We start from the raw sequence: 17,397 nt of genomic DNA, 5'->3' as shown, positions 1-17,397 counted from the left end.
GGCGCGCGGGTTTTCAAGCGCTCTTGCGCTTGATGCCGATCGAGCGCCCGGCGCGCTCCGGCATCGGCAGCGCTGCATGGGCGGCGCGCATGGCATCGACCTTCGCCATCACGTCAGCCGGGAAGGGAGCGACCCGCGGCCCGGCCATGTCGACATGCAGCGCAAGCTGCTCGGAGGTCGCGGCCAACCAGCCGTCGACATGGCGGATTTCCTGATAGGCCCTGAGCCGCTTCTCATCGTGGTCGATGAGCTGGAACGAGACCTTCACCTTGTGGTCGAGGTGCAGCTCCTGGACATAGCAGACATGGACTTCCGCCGTGTAGATGGTGAGGCGGCGATCCCTTGCGTAGTTCGGCCCCATGCCCATCATCTCGAAGGCGACATCCGAACAGCGGTCGAACAGCACGTTGTAATAGGCCATGTTGAGATGGCCGTTGTAGTCGATCCAGTTCTTCTCGATGTCCATCGGGTCGGAAATGAACGGGGCGGGGATAGTCATCTGATTTTCCTTGATCGTCGCTGGACAGGGCGTGGTGGCTGAGGTTCTCTTTGTTCCGGCGCAATTCCGGACGGAAAACCGCTTCACACTTTTCCTGGAATTGCTTTAGGCATCATCCATAGCTGCATATCAAGAGTGGCCACTGGTCCATTCGCGGAGGAATTCATGGCTTTGAGCGACCTCAATCCCGTCGAACGCAACGAGGAAGGCATCGCCGCGGTGCTCGGCATCCTCAAGCAGCGCTTCGGCGAGCGCTTCCAGACCGGCGAGGCGATACGCGGCCAGCACGCGCACACCACCACCTATATCCCGACCCAGGCGCCGGACGGCGTCGCCTTCGTCGAGACGACCGAGGAGGTGCAGGAGATCGTGCGCGCCTGCGCTGCCCACCGCGTGCCGGTGATCGCCTTCGGCGTCGGCTCCTCGCTCGAGGGCCACACCAATGCGCCGGGCGGCGGCATTTCCATCGACACCTCGCGCATGAACCGGATCCTCGCCGTCAATCCGCAGGATCTCGACTGCACGGTCGAGCCCGGCGTGACCCGCGAGGACCTCAACAGGCATCTGCGCGACACCGGCCTGTTCTTCCCCATCGATCCGGGCGCGAATGCTTCGCTGGGCGGCATGGCGGCGACCAGGGCTTCCGGCACCAACGCGGTGCGCTACGGCACGATGCGCGAGAACGTGCTGTCGCTCACCGCTGTCATGGCCGACGGCGAGACGGTGACGACCGGCAAGCGGGCGAAGAAAAGCTCGGCCGGCTACGACCTGACCCGGCTCTTGGTCGGCTCGGAAGGCACGCTCGGCATCATCACCTCGCTGACGCTCAGGCTGCAGGGCATTCCGCAGGCGATCTCCGGCGGTGTGTGCCCGTTTCCGAGCCTGGAGGCAGCCTGCAACACGGTGATCGCGACCATCCAGATGGGCATACCGGTGGCGCGCATCGAGCTGGTCAACGCGCTGCAGATGCGGGCGATGAAGAACTATTCCAAGCTCGACTACCCGGAAAGCCCGTGCCTGTTCGTCGAGTTCCACGGCAGCGACGCGGGCGTGGCCGAACAGGCCGAGACGTTCGGTATGATCGCGGAGGAGAATGGCGGCGGGCCGTTCCTGTGGACCAGCGTCGCGGAGGAGCGGACAAAGCTCTGGAAGGCGCGGCACGACGCCTACTGGTCGTCGCTGACGCTGCGTCCCGGTGCCAAGGGCCTGTCGACCGATGTCTGCGTGCCGATCTCGCGGCTTGCCGAGTGCGTCACCGAAACCGAGGCCGACATAGCCGAGATGGGCCTCGTCGCGCCGATCGTCGGCCATGCCGGCGACGGGAATTTCCACGTGCTCGTGCTGATGGATGTCGACAACCCGGCCGAGATCGCGCTTGCGGAAAAATTCGTCGCCAGGCTCAACATGCGGGCGATCGCCATGGAAGGAACCTGCACCGGCGAGCACGGCATCGGCCAGGGCAAGGTCGGTTTCCTGCGCCACGAGCTCGGCCATGGCGTCGATGTCATGCGCACGATCAAGCAGGCGCTCGACCCGCTCAACATCATGAATCCCGGCAAGATTCTGCCGGCGGCGGGGTAACGCACCGCCCAGGTCTATTCCGCCGCGCCCTCGACAAGCTTCTGCAGCATGGGCCGCGTCGGCGCGAAAAAGGTCGTGCCGGTGTGCGGGGTGGAGAAGTCGAGCAACCGATCGTAGGCGCCGGGCGGCTCCCCGACATACATGCGCTGCAGCATCTTTTCGATCACCCACAGATAGCGCGTGTAGCCGATGAAATAGGTGCCGAACTCGTTCTGCCCCGGGCGGCCGAACGGCATGTTGTCGCGCAAGATGTCGTACTCGTTGCCGGCGTCGTCCTCGATCGTGGCCAGAGACTTGTGCGACTTGCGCGGCTTGTCGTCGTCATCAATCTCGATGTTGTCGATCTTGGTGCGGCCGATGATCTCTTCCTGGACATGCGTCGGCGTTTCTTTCCAGGCCGCCATGTTGTGCAGGTATTTCTGCACGACGACATAGCTGCCGCCGGCAAAGTCGCCGTCCTCGTCGCCGACCAAGGCGGAGGCCGGCAGGTCGAGGCCGGTCGGATTGGCCGTGCCGTCGACAAAGCCGAGCAGGTCGCGCGCGTCGAAATAACGGAAACCGGAGACCTCGTCGACGACGGTCACGCTGCGGCCAAGGGCGTCCAGCAGGATGCGCTCGAGTTCGAAGCACATGTCGGGCCGCTCTGCACGGATGTGGAACAGGAGATCGCCCGGCGTCGAGGGCGCCGAATGGGCCGCGCCCTCGATCGGCGCGAAGGGTTTCAGCTCGCGCGGCCGCCGGTTGGGCGACAAACGGTTCCAGAGCCCGACGCCGACGCCGGCGATGCAGGACAGCCGGCCCGACAGGTCGCGGAAGCCGACATTCTTGACCAGATCGTCGAGCTCGCTGAGCACCGAGGCGGCGGTCGAAAGCGCGGCCTGGTCGCTGCCGACCGTGACGATGAGGAAAATCGCGGCTGTCGACAGCGGAGCGTCGACGCTCTGCGCGTCGATGGGCACTCTATCCCAGTTCTTGCCTGACATCGGGGACGCTCCGTGTTGGGTATGGCGGCCAAGGACCAGGCCGGAGGGGCAGGGATTCGCAAAAGAGATATCGCGACCGACAGCCGTCGCGCAACTGGAGACGTTGCCCGGCTGCCGCACGTTGAATTGCCTCTTTATGGACACGCGGATGCGGGTAGAGTGCGGCTGACTTTCAACCCGGGAAACAGATGCTCGCCCGCCTGTTCGTGATCTTCGGTGGCCTGTTCGTGCTGGTGCTGTGCGCGGCGCTGGTGGTGCCGTATTTCATCGACTGGACGGGCTATCGGGGCGATTTCGAGCGCGAGGCCAGCGCCATACTCGGCCGCAAGGTGACGGTGAAGGGCGATGCGACGGCACGGCTGTTGCCGTTTCCCTCGGTGACCTTCTCGAATGTCGAGGTGGCCGGCGGGCCTGAAGGCCAGCCGGCGATGACGGTCGAGACCTTCTCCATGGATGCGGAGCTTGCCCCCTTCCTGCGCGGCGAGGTGCTGATCTTCGACATGCGGCTGGTGCACCCCAGGGCTATCATTAATGTCGCCGGCGACGGCACCGTCGATTGGGCGATCCGGCCTTCGACGCCGTTCGATCCGGGTCAGATCGCCATCGAGAAGCTGACGGTGACCGAGGGACAGATCGAGTTGCGCCATGCCGCCGGCGGACGCAGCCACCTGGTCTCCGAGATCAACTCGACGATTTCGGCCAAGGCGCTTACCGGACCGTGGCGCATGGACGGAACGCTGCGCTTCGACGGCCTGCGTGCGGACGTCTCGGCTTCGACCGGCAAGGTCGAGGCCGACGGCCAGATGCGGCTCAGGCTGAAGGCCGATCCAGATGCCTATCCGCTGATCATCGAAGCCGACGGCAATGCCGGCATCGTCAAGGGCGCCGCGGTCTATTCCGGCCAGTTCAAGATTTCGGGTGCGGACAAGAACTCGGCCGAACTGCGCGGCAATGACGGCGAACCGGTCAAGATCAGCACCGGCAAGCCCGATCCGGGCTTCCGGCTGAACGGCAAGTTCGCGCTCGACCACCAGAAGCTCAATATCGACGAGTTCCGCTTCGAGACCGGGCCGCTCGACAATCCCTATACCGCCGATGGCAAGGCCTCGGTCGATCTCGGCCTGAAGCCGCATTTCGCCGTCGAGGCCAGCGGCGCGCAGGTTCAGTTCGACGAGGCCGTCGGCGGAGCCGCCGGGGCAGGCTTCACGCTCGACCAGCGCATCGCGGCCTTCGAGCAGACGCTGCAGCACATGCCGAAGCCGACCATACCGGGCACGCTCGAGGTGCGGTTGCCGGCGGTGGTGGCGGGCGACACGACGGTGCGCGACGTGCGGCTGTCTGCCGAGCCGGTCGAAGGGGGCTGGTCAGTCAAGTCGCTTGCCGCGACGCTGCCGGGCCGCACGACGCTCGAGGCCGACGGCATGTTGAGCGTCGAGGACCATTTCGGCTTCACCGGCTCGTTGCTGCTCGCCGTCGGGCAGCCTTCCGGCTTTGCCGCCTGGCTGTCGAAGGATGTCGACGAGGCGATCCGCCGGCTGCCCGCGGCAGGCTTCAAGGCCAAAGTCGACCTCAGCGAGAACCGACAGTCCTTCAGCGATCTCGAACTGATCCTCGGCAAGGCGAAATTTTCCGGCAGCATCGATTCCAGCCAGCCGGACGGCGCCAGGCCTTCCGTCCTGATGCGCCTGACTGGCGGCGAGATGGATCTGGATGGGCTCGCCGCCTTCGCCTCGATCTTCATCAGCGACAAGGGCGCCAACCGCTTTTCGGACCGCGATCTCGATTTCCAGATCAAGGCGGGTCCGGTCAGCGCCGTCGGGCTCAGCGCCGACACCGTCGACACGGCGCTGCGGCTGCGCGAGGGCCTGCTCGAGATCGACCGGCTGTCGATCGGCGGCCTGGCCGGCGCCTCGATCAGCGCCACTGGCCGGGTCAAGGATTTTCCGCAAAGCCCGACCGGCAAGCTCAACGCCTCCATCGTTGCTGTGGACCTCAAGCCGCTGATCGATGTCGCGGCCGAGCATTATCCTGACAATGCCGTGCTCAAAGGTTTGGCAAGCCGCGCGGCGGCCTATCCCGAACTGTTCCAGGATGCGCGCATCGATCTCTTGACCAGCGCCGCCGACAATGGCGACGGCACCACGGGCCTGGCGCTCTCGGCCCAGGGCAATGCCGGCGGCTCGGCCTTCTCGGCTTCGCTTTCCGGCAAGGGAAGCGCAGACAAGCTCACCGAGGCGCCGGTGTCGATCACCTTCAACGCCCGCAACGACAACGCCACCACGCTGCTAGCGCTTTACGGCCTGCCGGCGCTGCCGCTCGGCATGCTCGGCCACGCTAACACCGACGTCTCGGCGAAGGGCTCGATCGCCGGCGGTCTCGCGACCAGCTTCAACCTGACCGCCGACGATTTCAGGGCGAGCTTCGACGGAACGGTCGCCGATACGGCGCAAGGCCCTACAGCCAAGGGCAAGGTCAATCTCGATGCCACCGATATCGAGCCGTGGCTGATGACCACAGGGGTAGGCCTGCCCGGCATGGGAACGGGCACGTCGACGTCGCTTGCCGCCGATGCCGACTTCGGCAACGGGCTCCTGGTGCTGAGCGGCCTCACCGGCTCGATCAACAAGGCGGCGGTGTCCGGGGACGTCAACATCGACGCCAAGGACGGGCTGCCGCATCTCGCGGGGGCGCTGGCGCTCGACGAGCTCGATCTCGATCCGCTGGCGGTCTCGCTGTTCGGCGACCAGTCCTTCGCGCCCGCCAAGGGCGGCTGGCCGACGACGCCGTTCAGTCAGAAATCGACCCTGCCGTTCAACGCCGACCTCGATCTCGACACCTCGGCGCTGGCCGTCGGGCCATTCGCGACGGCGCATGACGCTTCCTTCTCGCTGAAGCTCGATCGCGAAGGCATCCACGTCTCCGATCTCAAGGCGAAGCTCTATGGCGGCGACCTGACCGGTCTGTTCGACCTGAAGAACACGGAAGGCACCGGCCTGTTCTCCGGCCAGATGCGGCTGGCCGGCGGCGATCTTTCCGCGGTTCTCCCCGGTGCCGGTATCGGCGGCAGCGGTGATCTTTCGGCGGCGCTGTCGACCAGCGGCAAGTCGGTCGACGCCATGATCGCCGCTCTGTCCGGATCCGGCACCGCGGCGCTGAAGGGCTTGAACGTGGACGGCATCAATCCGGACGGCTTCGCCGCCATCATCGCCAAGGCCGATGCGGTCGGACGTGACATCGACACGGCCAAGACGGCTGAGTTCGCGCCGCAGATCGCCGGGGAGGGCAGCTTCGCCGCCGGCGACACGGACGTGGCCTTCACCGTCGCCAACGGGACGCTGCGGGCGCCGCCGATCAGCCTCGACAGTCCCGGCGCGAGCTTGTCCGCCGATGTGACCGCCGATCTCAACACCAGCACCGTCACCGCAAAGGGGACATTGACCTATCGTCCCGGCGACGAGGCTTTGGTCGGCTCGGAGCCTGCCGTCAATTTCAGCCTGGCCGGCCCGGTCGGGGGCGCTGCGCCCCAATTCGATAGCGGTCCGCTGGCGCAATTCCTGACGCAGCGCGCGCTGGAGAAGGAGCAGCAGCGGGTCGAGGCGATGCAAGCGGCGCTGCTGGAGAAGCAGCGGCTGCGACGCGAGGCGCGCTATTACGCGGCGCTGCAGACGGAGCGCGACAGGGCGGCCGAGGAGTTGCGCCGGCAAGAGGAAGAAGCGCGGCAGAAAGCCGAGGCGGAGGCCAGGGCGAAAGCCGAAGCAGAAGCGCAGGCACTGGCGGAAGCCGAGGCAAAAGCCAAGGCCGACGAAGAGGCGAAGGCGAAGGCGGAAGCCGACGCCAAGGCGCAGGCCGAAGCGGACGCCAAGGCGAAGGCTGATCAACAGGCGAAGGCCGAGGCCGAGCAGCGGGCTGCGGACGAGGCGGCCAAGGCGCAGGCCGAGGCCGATCGCAAGAAGGCGGAGCAGGCGAAGCTGGAAGCAGCACGCAAGGCGGCTCAGCAGGCGCCAAAGGCGGACCAGTCACTCCCCGGCGTCAATGACGGTTCGAGTCCGCCGCCGGCCAAGCCGAAGGCCAATCCGTTCACGATCGACAATCTGTTGAAGTCGCTCGACGGCGGTTGAGCTTTCCGCCGCAGGCGCGGCGGAGCTGGTCCCCAGCACAGGGATTTGACCGGTCGGCTCTGTAAAGCGCGTCGCAATCTTTCAGATTCGCTCCATGCGCTTTAGGTTTTTGATTTTGCGCATGTCTTTATCCCGAAACCGGGTCCCACTTTCGGGAGACATGCTTTAACGTTGGCAGGGGGCAAGCGTTGGAGATCGGCCGAAACGCCCATCGCGATCGTTGTTGGGGCGGCTTCAAGCAATCCCCGGTGATCCGGTTTAAAAGCAACCCTCAGGATGCAGCGCCGCCGCGTTTCGCCCAGGCCAGCACATAGAGCCTCAGCGCCGACGACAGGTTCGCGTCGCGGGTGCGCGTCTCGTCGATCTCGGCGACCAGGGCCGCGAGCGACAGCGAACGCTGCGCGGCGATGGCGACGAGGTCGTCGTAGAAGGGTTGCTCCAGGGAAAAGCTGGTGCGGTGACCGCGGATCGTTACCGAGCGTTTTTCGACCGCGGCCATTGCAGGACTCAGCGCTTGCCGGGGTCGTCGGGCTTTTCCCGGCGATGGCCGGCCATGAATGTCTCGGCCTTCTCCGATGTCAGCCGGTCGCGCTCGCGCTCCGCCTTCGAGCGGCCGTGCAACGCCCGGTTCTCGCTCGCTTGGCGTTCCTTCTCGGTGCGCGCTTTCTGCTTGCGGGCCTGGCGGAGATTGACGACCTCGCCCATGGCGCCGGACTACTTCTTGCGGAAGGCGTCGAGCGAGACGACGTCGGCGCCTTTGCCGCCGGTCTCGGCGACCGCCGGCTTCTTCTCGGCCTCGGTGGCCTTCTTCTTGGTTTCCGGCTTCTTCTCGGGAACGACGGCGATCGGTTCAGGCGCCGGAGCGGCGGCCTCGTCTTCCACGCTCTCCGTCTTGACGTCGAATTCGAGCTCGAAATTGACCGACGGATCGTAGAAGCCGCGCACGGCGGAGAAGGGGATCTCGAGCTTTTCCGGAACGTCGGAGAAGGAAAGTCCGACCTCGAAGCCGGCATCCGTCACCTTGAGGTCCCAATACTGAAACTGGATGACGATGGTCATCTGCTCCGGATAGCGCTCGCGCAACCGCGACGAGATGCGCACCCCCGGCGCGCCGGTCAGGAAGGTGATGAAGAAATGATGATTGCCCGGAAGGCCGGTGCGCGCGACCTCGGCCAGGACCTTGCGCATGACGCCGCGCAGAGCCTCCTGGGCCAGAATGTCGTAGCGGATATGGTCGTCGGCCATGTGATGGTCGGGTTCCGTTGAATCGTCCGCATAGCTGTAATGAAGCTTGGGCGCGGCGTAAACCGCATATAGGCGCAAAGCGGTGAGGCCAAGAGGGGCGCCAGTGATTTGATCGCTCAGGCGTGGGCGAGCGCGGCCTGTTTGCCGGCTGGCGACTTCTTCCTGGCAAAGGCGCTGAGGAAGGTCCGCACGCCGTTGGTGGCGGAGCGCAGCACCTCTTCCTCGGTTGGCGTGCCGCCCAGCATGAACGTGATCTGAAGCTCGGCGTTGACGAGGGCCAGGAACTGACGCGCCGCGACGTCGGGGTCGCCGATCGAAAGATGTCCGGCAAAGGCAAGCCGGGCGAAGCGCGCGGCAAGCGCCGACCAGGTGCGGCCAGGGCCTTGTTCGCGCCATTCGGCAAACAGTTCCGGATAACGCTCGCCTTCGGCCTGGATCAGCTTGCGCAGGAAACGGCCATCGCGGTTGCAGATGCAATTGCGGTTCATACGCACCGCGAAGGCGATCAGGTCGGCCTCGATGTCGGTGGGCTGGTCGGGGAAGCTGGCGATGGTGGCGAAGATGCCGGCATTGCAGCGCTCCGTCAGGTCGCGCACGACGGCGACGAAGAGGTTTTCCTTGTCGCCATGATGGTTGTAGACGGTCTGCCGCGATACGCCGGCCTCGGCCGCGATCAGGTCGATATTGGCGCCGGCATAGCCTTCGCGGCAGAAGACGGAAGCGGCTGCATCCACCACCGACACGCGCTTGGCCTCATGGCTGCGTGGCGGGAAAGTGTCAGGAGAAACGCCGTGCCTCATGGAAATCTATATAGCGGTGATTGACGAATTGGACAAGCCTGTCTAAATTTGTGGACACAACGAAGGGAAATCCCGCTGGAGAGACGAATATGTTCGCCTGATAGGGCGAATGAATTCACTCTGATTGTAGGATTCCACGCGGGATGGAACGTCCTGGATTCAGACGCCGGTATTGCGGCGGCAACCAGATCCGAAAAGAGCCTTTATCATGAGTCCCAAATTCCTCCGCATCGCGGTCGTGCTCGGCTTGTTGTCTGCGATCGGCCCGTTTGCGATCGATATGTATCTTCCCGCGCTGCCTTCGATCGGCCAGGACCTGCATGCCGGCACCGCCGCCGTGCAGATGAGCCTTCTGATCTTCTTCCTGTCGATGGGTTTCGGTCAGATCGTCGTCGGGCCGATCTCCGACATGGTCGGCCGCAAGGCGCCGCTTTATGCCGGCCTCGCGCTGTTCATGGTCGGCGGCGTCGGCTCGGCCATGGCGCCGAATATCGAGTGGCTGATCGCCTTCCGCTTCCTGCAGGGCCTCGGCGCCAGCGCCGGTATGGCGGTGCCGCGCGCCATCGTGCGCGACCTGCACACGGGCAATGAGGCTGCCAAGCTGATGTCGCTTCTGATGCTGGTGTTCTCGGTGTCGCCGATCCTGGCGCCGCTGACCGGCAGCCAGATCATTGAAAGTTTCGGCTGGCGCGCCGTGTTCTGGACCGTCACGGGCGCGGCTGCCTTGGCTACCATCCTGCTTGCCACCTCCCTTAAGGAGACGCGGCCGGTCGAAGAGCGCGCTGGCTCGTCCTTCGGGACGGCGCTTGCCGGCTACCGCTACCTGATGGGCGACCGCAATTTCCTGGGCCTTGTGGCGATCGCCGGCTTCGGCATTGCGAGCTTCTTCGTCTATCTGTCGAGTTCGTCCTTCATCCTGATCGACCATTACGGTCTGTCGCCGTCGGCCTACAGCGTGTTCTTCTCGATCAACGCGGTTGCCTTCATCGGCATGTCGCAGCTGACCGGGATGCTCGCCGACCGCTTCGGGCTGAAGCGCGTCGTCTGGGTGGCGGTCACCGGCTATGCCACAATCATGGTGGCGCTGTTCGCGATCATGGCTTCGGGCGTCGACCGGCTCGACGTGATGGCGGCGCTGGCTGCTGTTCATCGGCACGGCCTCGGCCGGCCTCGGGGGCGGCTGGATGGGCACGCTGCATTTCGCCATCGGCGCGCTGGCGATGGGAGTCGCCGGCATCTTCTTCGACGGCACGCCGCTGCCGATGGTGGCTGGCATTACGCTCTGCGCGGTGATCTCGTTCACGCTGGCCAAGCTGACGCTCGGCCGCGCGCGTGAAGCGGTCGAGGCGCCGGCGGAGTAAAGCGCCTCGAAACAACCCGAAAAAGGCCGGCTTGCCCGGCCTTTTTATATCTGTCGCAAAGCCGCTTGATCGATGACGAAGCGCACCCGCTCTTCGACCGAGGCAAGAGGTAAAGGCACCAGTTCGTGGCCGAGCTCCGCATATACGCCGGTCACCGAGCGGAATGTGCGTTCGGCCTCCTCCAGCGTCTGCTTGCGCTCCTCGTCCTGGGTGAAAATCTCCGGCCAGGGCGGCGTCACGAAGACGCGGCGCGCGTAGCGGAATTTTTCCGCAGCGCTGGCGACATGATTCGGCACCGGCAGGCCGCAGAGCCTGAGATAGCCGATCGTATCGGGCGCGCCGCGGTCGAAGAAGACCGGGCCGGCTTCAGCATGGGCGGCGCGCCAGGAGCGCAGTTCCCACGACAGCATCAGCTCGGCAAAGAACCCGCGGTCCTGCCAGGGAAGGGCAGGGCCGCCGATGGCCATCTGGTCGCGGATGATGCCGCGCCCGGCTTCGGGGGTCGTCGCGAAACCCTTGGCCTGCAACGCTTCGATCAAGCTGGTCTTGCCGGAACCGGGGCCTCCGGTCAGCACGAAGAATCGATCGGAATCGTTTTGCATCGCTTATCCATGGATGTTGGGCGGCAAGGCCGTGCCGCGCATCAAAGCGCCGGACGAGCCTTGGCCGTTCGATTGATTGGGAAGAAGCAAAAAGGGGAAGGTGGAGGTTTCTGTTGCCAGGTACCTCCGAACCCCGCCTAGAAGTGCGAACCGCTAGGGCTTGATTTGAAGCGTTCGCGCCGCATTAAGCAGCGAGACGAGCTTCCGCATAGTTGTCGTTGGCAACTATAAGTTTAGCCCGATGACGGTGGTACAATGCCGGGCAAAAGTACGATCTTTACACCTTCGTCGATCCTATTTCGCCCCCAGCAAAAGCCGCTCCGTCAGCCAGAGCGGTTTTTGGTGGAGGCGCCGGGTACCGCCCCCGGGTCCGAACGGCTTATTTCATCGCCTGTTTATCGCCATAGTCGGTCAGGCCGACGAAGCGAATATAGGGACCGATGAGGAAAAAATAAAGGCCAAACCGGCGCCTATCCGGTTATGCCAAACTGTGCAGCCAAGGGTTGACTTGCGCGCCCACTCAATCAAATCTCGCTCCCGGTGAGGAGTCTCTGACCTAGCGCAAAGGTTGCGCGACGCGCCACAACCCTCATCGACCGGATTCGTGGCGCCGACGAGGGGAAGTTCGATGGCCGACTATCTTGCGGATGTGAAGAAATACGATGCCGGCGCCAGCGCCGACGCGGTCGATAAGATCGTCAAGCATTTGGGTATTGCGCTCAGGAACCGCGATTCCTCGCTGGTGTCCTGCACCGACCCGAAGGAACTCGATCGCGTTCGCGAGAATTGGATCGGCAAGAAGCTCGGCATCGCCGATGCCGCAAAGGCGAATGCCTCGATCGAGAAGACCTGCAAGGCCATGCAGGCGGACAACACCAAGAGCCGCGTGACCTTCTACTACCTGGTTGCCAAGGATCTCGGCAAACTCGGCTCTCTCTGAGTCCTGGCCACACGGCAGCCGGCACGAAACCGTGCCGACACCGTGGGCTTTTGGGTGCGACCCGCATCCGCAGCCGCTTTGCGGTGTTCGACCGGGTGTCGGTCGGGTATGATTGGCTGTAACCCGAATCGAGGCGGAGCCGATGCGCCAATATCTCGACCTGTTGAAGCATGTGCTGGAGAACGGCAGCGACCGTGGCGACCGTACCGGAACCGGTACGCGCTCGGTGTTCGGCTACCAGATGCGCTTCGACCTTTCGCGCGGCTTTCCCGTCACGACCACCAAGAAGCTGCATCTGAAGTCGATCATCCACGAGCTTCTGTGGTTCCTGGCCGGCGACACCAACATCAAATATCTCAACGACAACGGTGTCACCATCTGGGACGAATGGGCCGACGAGAACGGCGATCTCGGCCCGGTCTATGGCAAGCAGTGGCGCTCATGGCCGGACGGACATGGCGGGGAGATCGACCAGATCGCGGGCCTTTTGAAGGAGATACGCCGGAATCCCAACTCGCGCCGGCTGATCGTCTCGGCCTGGAATCCGGCCGAAGTCGAGGCGATGGCGCTGCCGCCCTGCCACTGCCTGTTCCAGTTCTATGTTTCGGAAGGCAGGCTCTCCTGCCAGCTTTACCAGCGCTCGGCCGACATCTTCCTCGGCGTGCCGTTCAACATCGCTTCCTATGCCCTGCTCACCATGATGGTGGCGCAGGTGACCGGGCTGAAGCCGGGCGACTTCGTCCACACGCTGGGCGACGCGCATCTTTATTCGAACCATTTCGAGCAGGCGCGCGAGCAGATGCGGCGCATGCCGAAGGCTCTGCCGACGATGTGGATCAATCCGGAGGTGAAGGACCTGTTCGCCTTCCGTTTCGAGGATTTCCGCCTCGAGAATTATTTCGCGGACGCGAATATCAGGGCGCCGATCGCGGTTTAACTCGCTCAGTCGATGCCGACCATGACATCCGAGGCCTTGATCACCGCTTAGGCCTGCTTGCCCTTCTCGAGCGCAAGGTCGGCGACCGCCTCATTGGTGATCGATGCGGTGACGATTACGCCGCCGCCGATGTCGATCCTGACATGCGAGGTGGTCGCTCCCTTGACGATCTCGGTGACCTTACCATTCAGGATATTGCGGGCGCTGATCTTCATGCGTGTCTCCTTGAGCAGCGCTGTTTCCGATTTATCGTAGACCGGGACCATGCCGGCCCACGATGCCACGACAGGCGAAAAGCCTTTCCTTGTTATGTTCATCCGGATATATCGGTCTGAGGCTTCGAGCCGTACGGATTTTGAAACTAGGGAGAGACTTCATGACGGGCACGGGTTTCGGGTTGAAGGCGATCGCTATTGGAGGTTTCACGGCAATGCTGATGGCGGCGGTGACGGCGGCACGTGCCGACGACAAGGTCGTCGTGTTTGCCGCGGCAAGCCTCAAGGACGCGCTCGATGCGGTCAACAAGGCCTGCGAGCCGGAAGTCGGCGAGGCCGCCACCATTTCCTACGCGGCAAGCTCCGCCCTGGCCAAGCAGATCGAAGGCGGCGCGCCGGCCGACGTCTTCGTGTCGGCCGACCTCGACTGGATGAAATATCTCTCGGACAAGAAGCTGACCAAGCCGGACACCGAGGTGAAGCTGCTTGGCAACCAGATCGTGCTCGTGGCGCCGAAGGATTCCACGGTCGAGACTAAAGTCGAGAAGGGCTTCGACCTCGCCAAGCGGATCGGTGACGGCAAGCTTGCCATGGGCGATTTCAAGGCCGTGCCGGCCGGCAAATACGGCAAGGCGGCGCTGGAATCGCTGGGCGTCTGGTCGTCCGTCGAGGGCAAGGTCGCGCAGGCCGAGAATGTGCGTGCAGCCTTGAAGCTGGTGTCGACGGGCGAGGCGGCGCTGGGCATCGTCTACGCCACCGACGCGCATGCGGAGAAGGGCGTCAAGGTCGTCGGCACCTTCCCGGAAGATTCGCATCCGCCGATCATCTACCCGATTGCCCAGATCGCCGATTCGAAGGACAAGGATACGGCTGCCTTCCTGAAATGCGTCGAATCGGCCAAGGCTGCCGAACTCTTCAAGGAGCAGGGTTTCACGGTGCTCGCGCCGAGCAACTAAGAGAGATCGCGCAAACGCTGACATGAACTGGCTGTTGGACCTCACTCCCGACGAATGGAATGCGGTCCGGCTGTCGATCAAGGTGGCGACGGTGGCAATGATCGCCAGCCTGCCGCCCGGCATCCTGCTTGCGCTGCTGCTGGCGCGAGGGCGTTTCTGGGGCAAGACCCTGCTCAACGGGCTGGTGCATCTGCCGCTGATCCTGCCGCCGGTGGTGACGGGCTATCTGCTCCTGCTCACCTTCGGCCGGCGCGGGCTGGCCGGCGCCTTTCTGGCCGAGCATTTCGGCATCGTCTTTTCATTCCGCTGGACAGGCGCGGCGCTGGCCTGCGGCGTCATGGGCTTTCCGCTGATGGTACGGGCGATCCGGCTGTCGATCGAGGCCGTCGACCGCAGAATCGAGGCGGCGGCCGGCACGCTTGGCGCCAATCCGCTCTGGGTGTTCGCCACCATCACGCTGCCGCTGATCCTGCCCGGCCTGATTGCCGGAGCCATCCTTTCCTTTGCCAAGGCGATGGGCGAATTCGGCGCCACCATCACCTTCGTCTCCAACATCCCCAATGAGACGCAGACTTTGCCCTCGGCGATCTACACCTTCACACAGGTGCCCGGCGGCGATGAGGGCGCGCTCAGGCTGACGCTGATCTCGATCGTCATCTCGATGGTCGCGCTCGTCGCCTCGGAGGTGCTGGCGCGGCGCGTCGGCCGGCGGATGGACATCGAATGACGCTCTCGGTCGACATCCGCCATCGCCTGGGCGACTTCGCCGTGGAAGCGCGTTTCGACAGCGCCGGGCGGCTGACGGCGCTGTTCGGGCCTTCCGGCTCGGGCAAGTCGACGCTGATCAACCTGATCGCGGGGCTGATCCGCCCGGACAAGGGCCGCATTGCCGTCGATGGGCGGGTGCTGGCCGATACTGAAGCGCGGATCTTCGTGCCGATGCACAGGCGGCGGATCGGCATGGTGTTCCAGGATGCGCGGCTGTTCCCGCATATGAGCGTCGCCGGCAATCTGCGCTATGGCCGCTGGTTCACGCCGGCTTCCGAGCGCTACGCCAAGATGGATGCGGTGGTCGAGCTGCTCGGCATCGGTCATCTCCTCGACCGGCGGCCGGCGAAACTGTCGGGCGGCGAGAAGCAGCGCGTCGCGATCGGCCGTGCCCTGCTTGCCAGCCCGAAACTTCTTCTGATGGACGAGCCGCTCGCCTCGCTCGACGAGGCGCGCAAGGCCGAAATCCTGCCCTATATCGAACGGCTGCGCGACGAGACCAAAATCCCGATCGTCTATGTCAGCCATTCCGTCGCGGAGGTGGCGAGGCTGGCGAGCGACGTGGTCGTGCTATCGCAAGGCAAGGTGGCGGCCGCGGGCCCGACCGAGGCGATCATGCAACGGCTCGACCTGTTGCCGGCGGAGGAGCGCGGCGAGGGCGGGGCGGTGCTCGACACCAAGGTTCTGCGCCACGACGAGGCATTCGGCATGACGGTGCTGACCTCACCGGCCGGCGAAATCCGGGTGCCGAAACTGGCGATGGCAGCGGGCGCTCCGGTGCGCATTCGCATCCGCGCCCGCGACGTCATGATCGCGACCGAGCGGCCGGCAGGTCTCAGCGCGCTCAACATTCTGGCGGGAACGATCACCGCTGTCAGGCCGGGCATCGGGCCGACCGTGGAAATCGCCATCGACTGCAATGGCGCGATCGTGCTGGCGCGGATCACCGAACAGTCCAAACACACCCTTCGTCTGGCGCTCGGCCAGCAGGTCTTCGCGGTGATCAAGACGGTGAGCTTCGACAGCGCGACGACCGGGGCGGGGCTGCCGGTTGAGGCGGATGGTTGACGAACGGGCCAGATCGCTATGTTGATTTGGAATAGCGATCTGGCGGCGGAGAGGGTAATCTTGGCATGATCGCGGAGGATAAGGCATGCCATCGTTGAGCCTGCGGATAAATCTCGACCCCGACGGCCGGATCGGCCCCGGCAAGATTGAGCTCTTGGAGCAGATCGCCGCCTTCGGCTCGATCTCGGCTGCGGCGCGCGGCATGGAGATGTCCTACAAGCATGCGTGGGATCTGGTCGAGGACATGAACCGCGTGTTCGGCAAGCCGCTGGTCGCCGCGCAGACCGGCGGCAAGAAGGGCGGCGGCGCGCAATTGACATCGGTGGGTTTGGCGGTCGTCAGCCGTTTCCGGGCCATAGAGCGGGCCGCGTCATCGGCCGCGGCCGTCCATATGCAGGCGCTGCAGGCGGAGATCGATGCCGGATGAAGGGCAGTAGGGCAGTAGGGCAGTAGGGCGATAGGGCAGTAGGGCAGTAGGGCAGTAGGGCAGTAGGGTGTGACGTCCCGGCTTGCGCATGCGATGTGCGCGCCCCTATTGCCTTACTGCCCTACTCCCTTACTCCCCTGATTTCCTCAGCAGATAAGTGTCCATGATCCAGCCCTTTTTCCGGCGGGCTTCCTCGCGGACCTTCTCGATCTTGGCACCGACATCGCCTAGGCGTCCGGAGATGACGATCTCATCCGGCGTGCCGAGATAGGCGCCCCACTGGATGAAGACATCCTTGTCGGCCAGCGTGTTGAAGGCGCATTTGCCGTCGAGCATGACTATGGTCGAGCCGGCATTGGCCGGCAGGCCTTCTTCGGTCAGCCGGCGGCCGGTGGTCACCAGGATCGAATCGCCGATGCGGTTGAGCGCGGTCGCGTGGGCGGCGGCCAGCGCCTGGATCGCAGTGATGCCGGGGATGACTTCGAGCTCGAAACCCACATTGCCCCTCAGGCGGACGCGCTCGAGGATGCGCAGCGCGCTGTCATAAAGCGACGGGTCGCCCCAGATCAGGAAGGCGCCGCAACCGTCTTCGGCAAGCTCGTGGCGGATCAGGGTCTCGTAGATTTCGGCGATCGCCTCGTGCCAGTCGTCGACGGTTGTCCGGTAGGACGATGTCGGCTCGGCCCTGACCGGCACCTCGAATTCGACGCGGCGCGATTTAGGGTTGGTGACGAAGCGGTCGCAGATCTGCCGGCGCAGATCGGCGAGATCGTTCTTCTTCGCCCCCTTGTCGGGGATGAACAGCACGTCGGCGCGGTTCAGGCCGTTGATGGCCTGGACCGTCATGTGATCGGGATTACCGGCGCCGATGCCGATGACGAGAAGCTTGCGCATGGC

Annotated in this window: 17 protein-coding genes, 1 other RNA gene and 1 pseudogene; 9 read left to right on the top strand and 10 right to left on the bottom strand. The window is 64.5% G+C overall.

What is annotated here, in order from left to right; translation table 11 throughout:
* Window positions 1–13 precede the first annotated feature (13 nt).
* Window positions 14–499: a thioesterase family protein gene (locus tag EJ068_RS03840; RefSeq protein ID WP_127252667.1), complete on the bottom strand. Its 486-nt coding sequence runs from the start codon at window positions 497–499 to the stop codon at window positions 14–16.
* A 165-nt stretch (window positions 500–664) separates the two neighbouring features.
* On the opposite strand from EJ068_RS03840, the gene EJ068_RS03835 reads away from it, so the two are divergent.
* Window positions 665–2,080, top strand: a complete 1,416-nt coding sequence (locus EJ068_RS03835; RefSeq protein ID WP_127252668.1) for an FAD-linked oxidase C-terminal domain-containing protein — start codon at window positions 665–667, stop codon at window positions 2,078–2,080.
* Window positions 2,081–2,094: 14 nt separating this feature from the next.
* Here the strand turns inward: EJ068_RS03835 and EJ068_RS03830 are convergent, their stop codons facing one another.
* Entirely contained in the window at window positions 2,095–3,063 is a 969-nt protein-coding gene (locus tag EJ068_RS03830) for a Dyp-type peroxidase (RefSeq protein WP_127386223.1), read from the bottom strand.
* A 188-nt stretch (window positions 3,064–3,251) separates the two neighbouring features.
* Here EJ068_RS03830 and EJ068_RS03825 point away from each other — a divergent pair, with 188 nt between their 5' ends.
* Window positions 3,252–7,181, top strand: a complete 3,930-nt coding sequence (locus EJ068_RS03825; protein ID WP_127386063.1) for an AsmA family protein — start codon at window positions 3,252–3,254, stop codon at window positions 7,179–7,181.
* Between the two features lie 271 nt (window positions 7,182–7,452).
* On the opposite strand, the gene EJ068_RS03820 is transcribed toward EJ068_RS03825, so the two are convergent.
* The 4 genes from EJ068_RS03820 to EJ068_RS03805 all read right to left on the bottom strand — a co-directional run bounded on the left by EJ068_RS03820 (window position 7,453) and on the right by EJ068_RS03805 (window position 9,226).
* Entirely contained in the window at window positions 7,453–7,680 is a 228-nt protein-coding gene (locus tag EJ068_RS03820) for a ribbon-helix-helix domain-containing protein (protein ID WP_127252902.1), read from the bottom strand.
* Window positions 7,681–7,688: 8 nt separating this feature from the next.
* Window positions 7,689–7,886 (bottom strand): DUF4169 family protein, encoded by a 198-nt coding sequence (locus tag EJ068_RS03815; RefSeq protein WP_042644097.1) that lies wholly within the window; start codon window positions 7,884–7,886, stop codon window positions 7,689–7,691.
* 9 nt (window positions 7,887–7,895) lie between these two features.
* A complete protein-coding gene (locus tag EJ068_RS03810; RefSeq protein ID WP_127252903.1) occupies window positions 7,896–8,426 on the bottom strand; it encodes an SspB family protein in 531 nt (176 codons plus the stop codon).
* A 116-nt stretch (window positions 8,427–8,542) separates the two neighbouring features.
* On the bottom strand, window positions 8,543–9,226 hold the full coding sequence (locus tag EJ068_RS03805) for a TetR/AcrR family transcriptional regulator (protein ID WP_128314811.1): 684 nt from the start codon (window positions 9,224–9,226) through the stop codon (window positions 8,543–8,545).
* Between the two features lie 208 nt (window positions 9,227–9,434).
* Between EJ068_RS03805 and EJ068_RS03800 the strand changes: the two are divergent.
* Window positions 9,435–10,587: pseudogene (locus EJ068_RS03800) on the top strand (multidrug effflux MFS transporter).
* 44 nt (window positions 10,588–10,631) lie between these two features.
* Here the strand turns inward: EJ068_RS03800 and EJ068_RS03795 are convergent.
* Both EJ068_RS03795 and ssrA read right to left on the bottom strand, forming a co-directional pair.
* A complete protein-coding gene (locus EJ068_RS03795) occupies window positions 10,632–11,189 on the bottom strand; it encodes an AAA family ATPase (protein ID WP_127252906.1) in 558 nt (185 codons plus the stop codon).
* Between the two features lie 99 nt (window positions 11,190–11,288).
* Window positions 11,289–11,649: a transfer-messenger RNA gene (gene ssrA, locus EJ068_RS03790) on the bottom strand.
* 168 nt (window positions 11,650–11,817) lie between these two features.
* Between ssrA and EJ068_RS03785 the strand changes: the two genes are divergently transcribed.
* Entirely contained in the window at window positions 11,818–12,129 is a 312-nt protein-coding gene (locus EJ068_RS03785) for a DUF2853 family protein (RefSeq protein ID WP_042644091.1), read from the top strand.
* A gap of 142 nt (window positions 12,130–12,271) precedes the next feature.
* The gene (locus tag EJ068_RS03780; RefSeq protein WP_127252907.1) at window positions 12,272–13,066 is read left to right on the top strand and encodes a thymidylate synthase; all 795 of its coding nucleotides are present in this window, start codon (window positions 12,272–12,274) and stop codon (window positions 13,064–13,066) included.
* 47 nt (window positions 13,067–13,113) lie between these two features.
* Here EJ068_RS03780 and EJ068_RS03775 read toward each other — a convergent pair whose 3' ends face one another.
* Complete coding sequence (locus EJ068_RS03775) at window positions 13,114–13,281, bottom strand: TOBE domain-containing protein (protein WP_127252908.1); 168 nt, start codon at window positions 13,279–13,281, stop codon at window positions 13,114–13,116.
* Between the two features lie 161 nt (window positions 13,282–13,442).
* Between EJ068_RS03775 and modA the strand changes: the two genes are divergently transcribed.
* The 4 genes from modA (at window position 13,443) to EJ068_RS03755 (ending at window position 16,500) form a co-directional block, all read left to right on the top strand.
* Entirely contained in the window at window positions 13,443–14,237 is a 795-nt protein-coding gene (gene modA / locus EJ068_RS03770) for a molybdate ABC transporter substrate-binding protein (protein WP_128314809.1), read from the top strand.
* 22 nt (window positions 14,238–14,259) lie between these two features.
* Entirely contained in the window at window positions 14,260–14,964 is a 705-nt protein-coding gene (gene modB / locus EJ068_RS03765) for a molybdate ABC transporter permease subunit (protein ID WP_127252910.1), read from the top strand.
* A complete protein-coding gene (modC, locus tag EJ068_RS03760) occupies window positions 14,961–16,073 on the top strand; it encodes a molybdenum ABC transporter ATP-binding protein (protein WP_127252911.1) in 1,113 nt (370 codons plus the stop codon). Before modB ends, modC begins: the two co-directional genes overlap by 4 nt.
* Before the next feature lie 85 nt (window positions 16,074–16,158).
* Window positions 16,159–16,500: a winged helix-turn-helix domain-containing protein gene (locus EJ068_RS03755; RefSeq protein WP_042644082.1), complete on the top strand. Its 342-nt coding sequence runs from the start codon at window positions 16,159–16,161 to the stop codon at window positions 16,498–16,500.
* Window positions 16,501–16,629: 129 nt separating this feature from the next.
* Here EJ068_RS03755 and cobF read toward each other — a convergent pair whose 3' ends face one another.
* Window positions 16,630–17,394 (bottom strand): precorrin-6A synthase (deacetylating), encoded by a 765-nt coding sequence (gene cobF / locus EJ068_RS03750; protein WP_126082047.1) that lies wholly within the window; start codon window positions 17,392–17,394, stop codon window positions 16,630–16,632.
* Between the last annotated feature and the right edge of the window lie 3 nt (window positions 17,395–17,397).

It is taken from the genome of Mesorhizobium sp. M2A.F.Ca.ET.043.02.1.1 (assembly GCF_003952405.1).
Taxonomy (GTDB): domain Bacteria; phylum Pseudomonadota; class Alphaproteobacteria; order Rhizobiales; family Rhizobiaceae; genus Mesorhizobium.
The sequence above is the reverse complement of the archived record's forward strand: the minus strand, read 5'-3'. Positions and strand labels throughout refer to the sequence as shown.

Bases quoted from the DNA above. Each gene is read 5' to 3' on its own strand.
- EJ068_RS03840 (WP_127252667.1), bottom strand. From the start codon at position 499: ATGACTATCCCCGCCCCGTTCATTTCCGACCCGATGGACATCGAGAAG.
- EJ068_RS03835 (WP_127252668.1), top strand. From the start codon at position 665: ATGGCTTTGAGCGACCTCAATCCCGTCGAACGCAACGAGGAAGGCATC.
- EJ068_RS03830 (WP_127386223.1), bottom strand. From the start codon at position 3,063: ATGTCAGGCAAGAACTGGGATAGAGTGCCCATCGACGCGCAGAGCGTC.
- EJ068_RS03825 (WP_127386063.1), top strand. From the start codon at position 3,252: ATGCTCGCCCGCCTGTTCGTGATCTTCGGTGGCCTGTTCGTGCTGGTG.
- EJ068_RS03820 (WP_127252902.1), bottom strand. From the start codon at position 7,680: ATGGCCGCGGTCGAAAAACGCTCGGTAACGATCCGCGGTCACCGCACC.
- EJ068_RS03815 (WP_042644097.1), bottom strand. From the start codon at position 7,886: ATGGGCGAGGTCGTCAATCTCCGCCAGGCCCGCAAGCAGAAAGCGCGC.
- EJ068_RS03810 (WP_127252903.1), bottom strand. From the start codon at position 8,426: ATGGCCGACGACCATATCCGCTACGACATTCTGGCCCAGGAGGCTCTG.
- EJ068_RS03805 (WP_128314811.1), bottom strand. From the start codon at position 9,226: ATGAGGCACGGCGTTTCTCCTGACACTTTCCCGCCACGCAGCCATGAG.
- EJ068_RS03795 (WP_127252906.1), bottom strand. From the start codon at position 11,189: ATGCAAAACGATTCCGATCGATTCTTCGTGCTGACCGGAGGCCCCGGT.
- EJ068_RS03785 (WP_042644091.1), top strand. From the start codon at position 11,818: ATGGCCGACTATCTTGCGGATGTGAAGAAATACGATGCCGGCGCCAGC.
- EJ068_RS03780 (WP_127252907.1), top strand. From the start codon at position 12,272: ATGCGCCAATATCTCGACCTGTTGAAGCATGTGCTGGAGAACGGCAGC.
- EJ068_RS03775 (WP_127252908.1), bottom strand. From the start codon at position 13,281: ATGAAGATCAGCGCCCGCAATATCCTGAATGGTAAGGTCACCGAGATC.
- modA (WP_128314809.1), top strand. From the start codon at position 13,443: ATGACGGGCACGGGTTTCGGGTTGAAGGCGATCGCTATTGGAGGTTTC.
- modB (WP_127252910.1), top strand. From the start codon at position 14,260: ATGAACTGGCTGTTGGACCTCACTCCCGACGAATGGAATGCGGTCCGG.
- modC (WP_127252911.1), top strand. From the start codon at position 14,961: ATGACGCTCTCGGTCGACATCCGCCATCGCCTGGGCGACTTCGCCGTG.
- EJ068_RS03755 (WP_042644082.1), top strand. From the start codon at position 16,159: ATGCCATCGTTGAGCCTGCGGATAAATCTCGACCCCGACGGCCGGATC.
- cobF (WP_126082047.1), bottom strand. From the start codon at position 17,394: ATGCGCAAGCTTCTCGTCATCGGCATCGGCGCCGGTAATCCCGATCAC.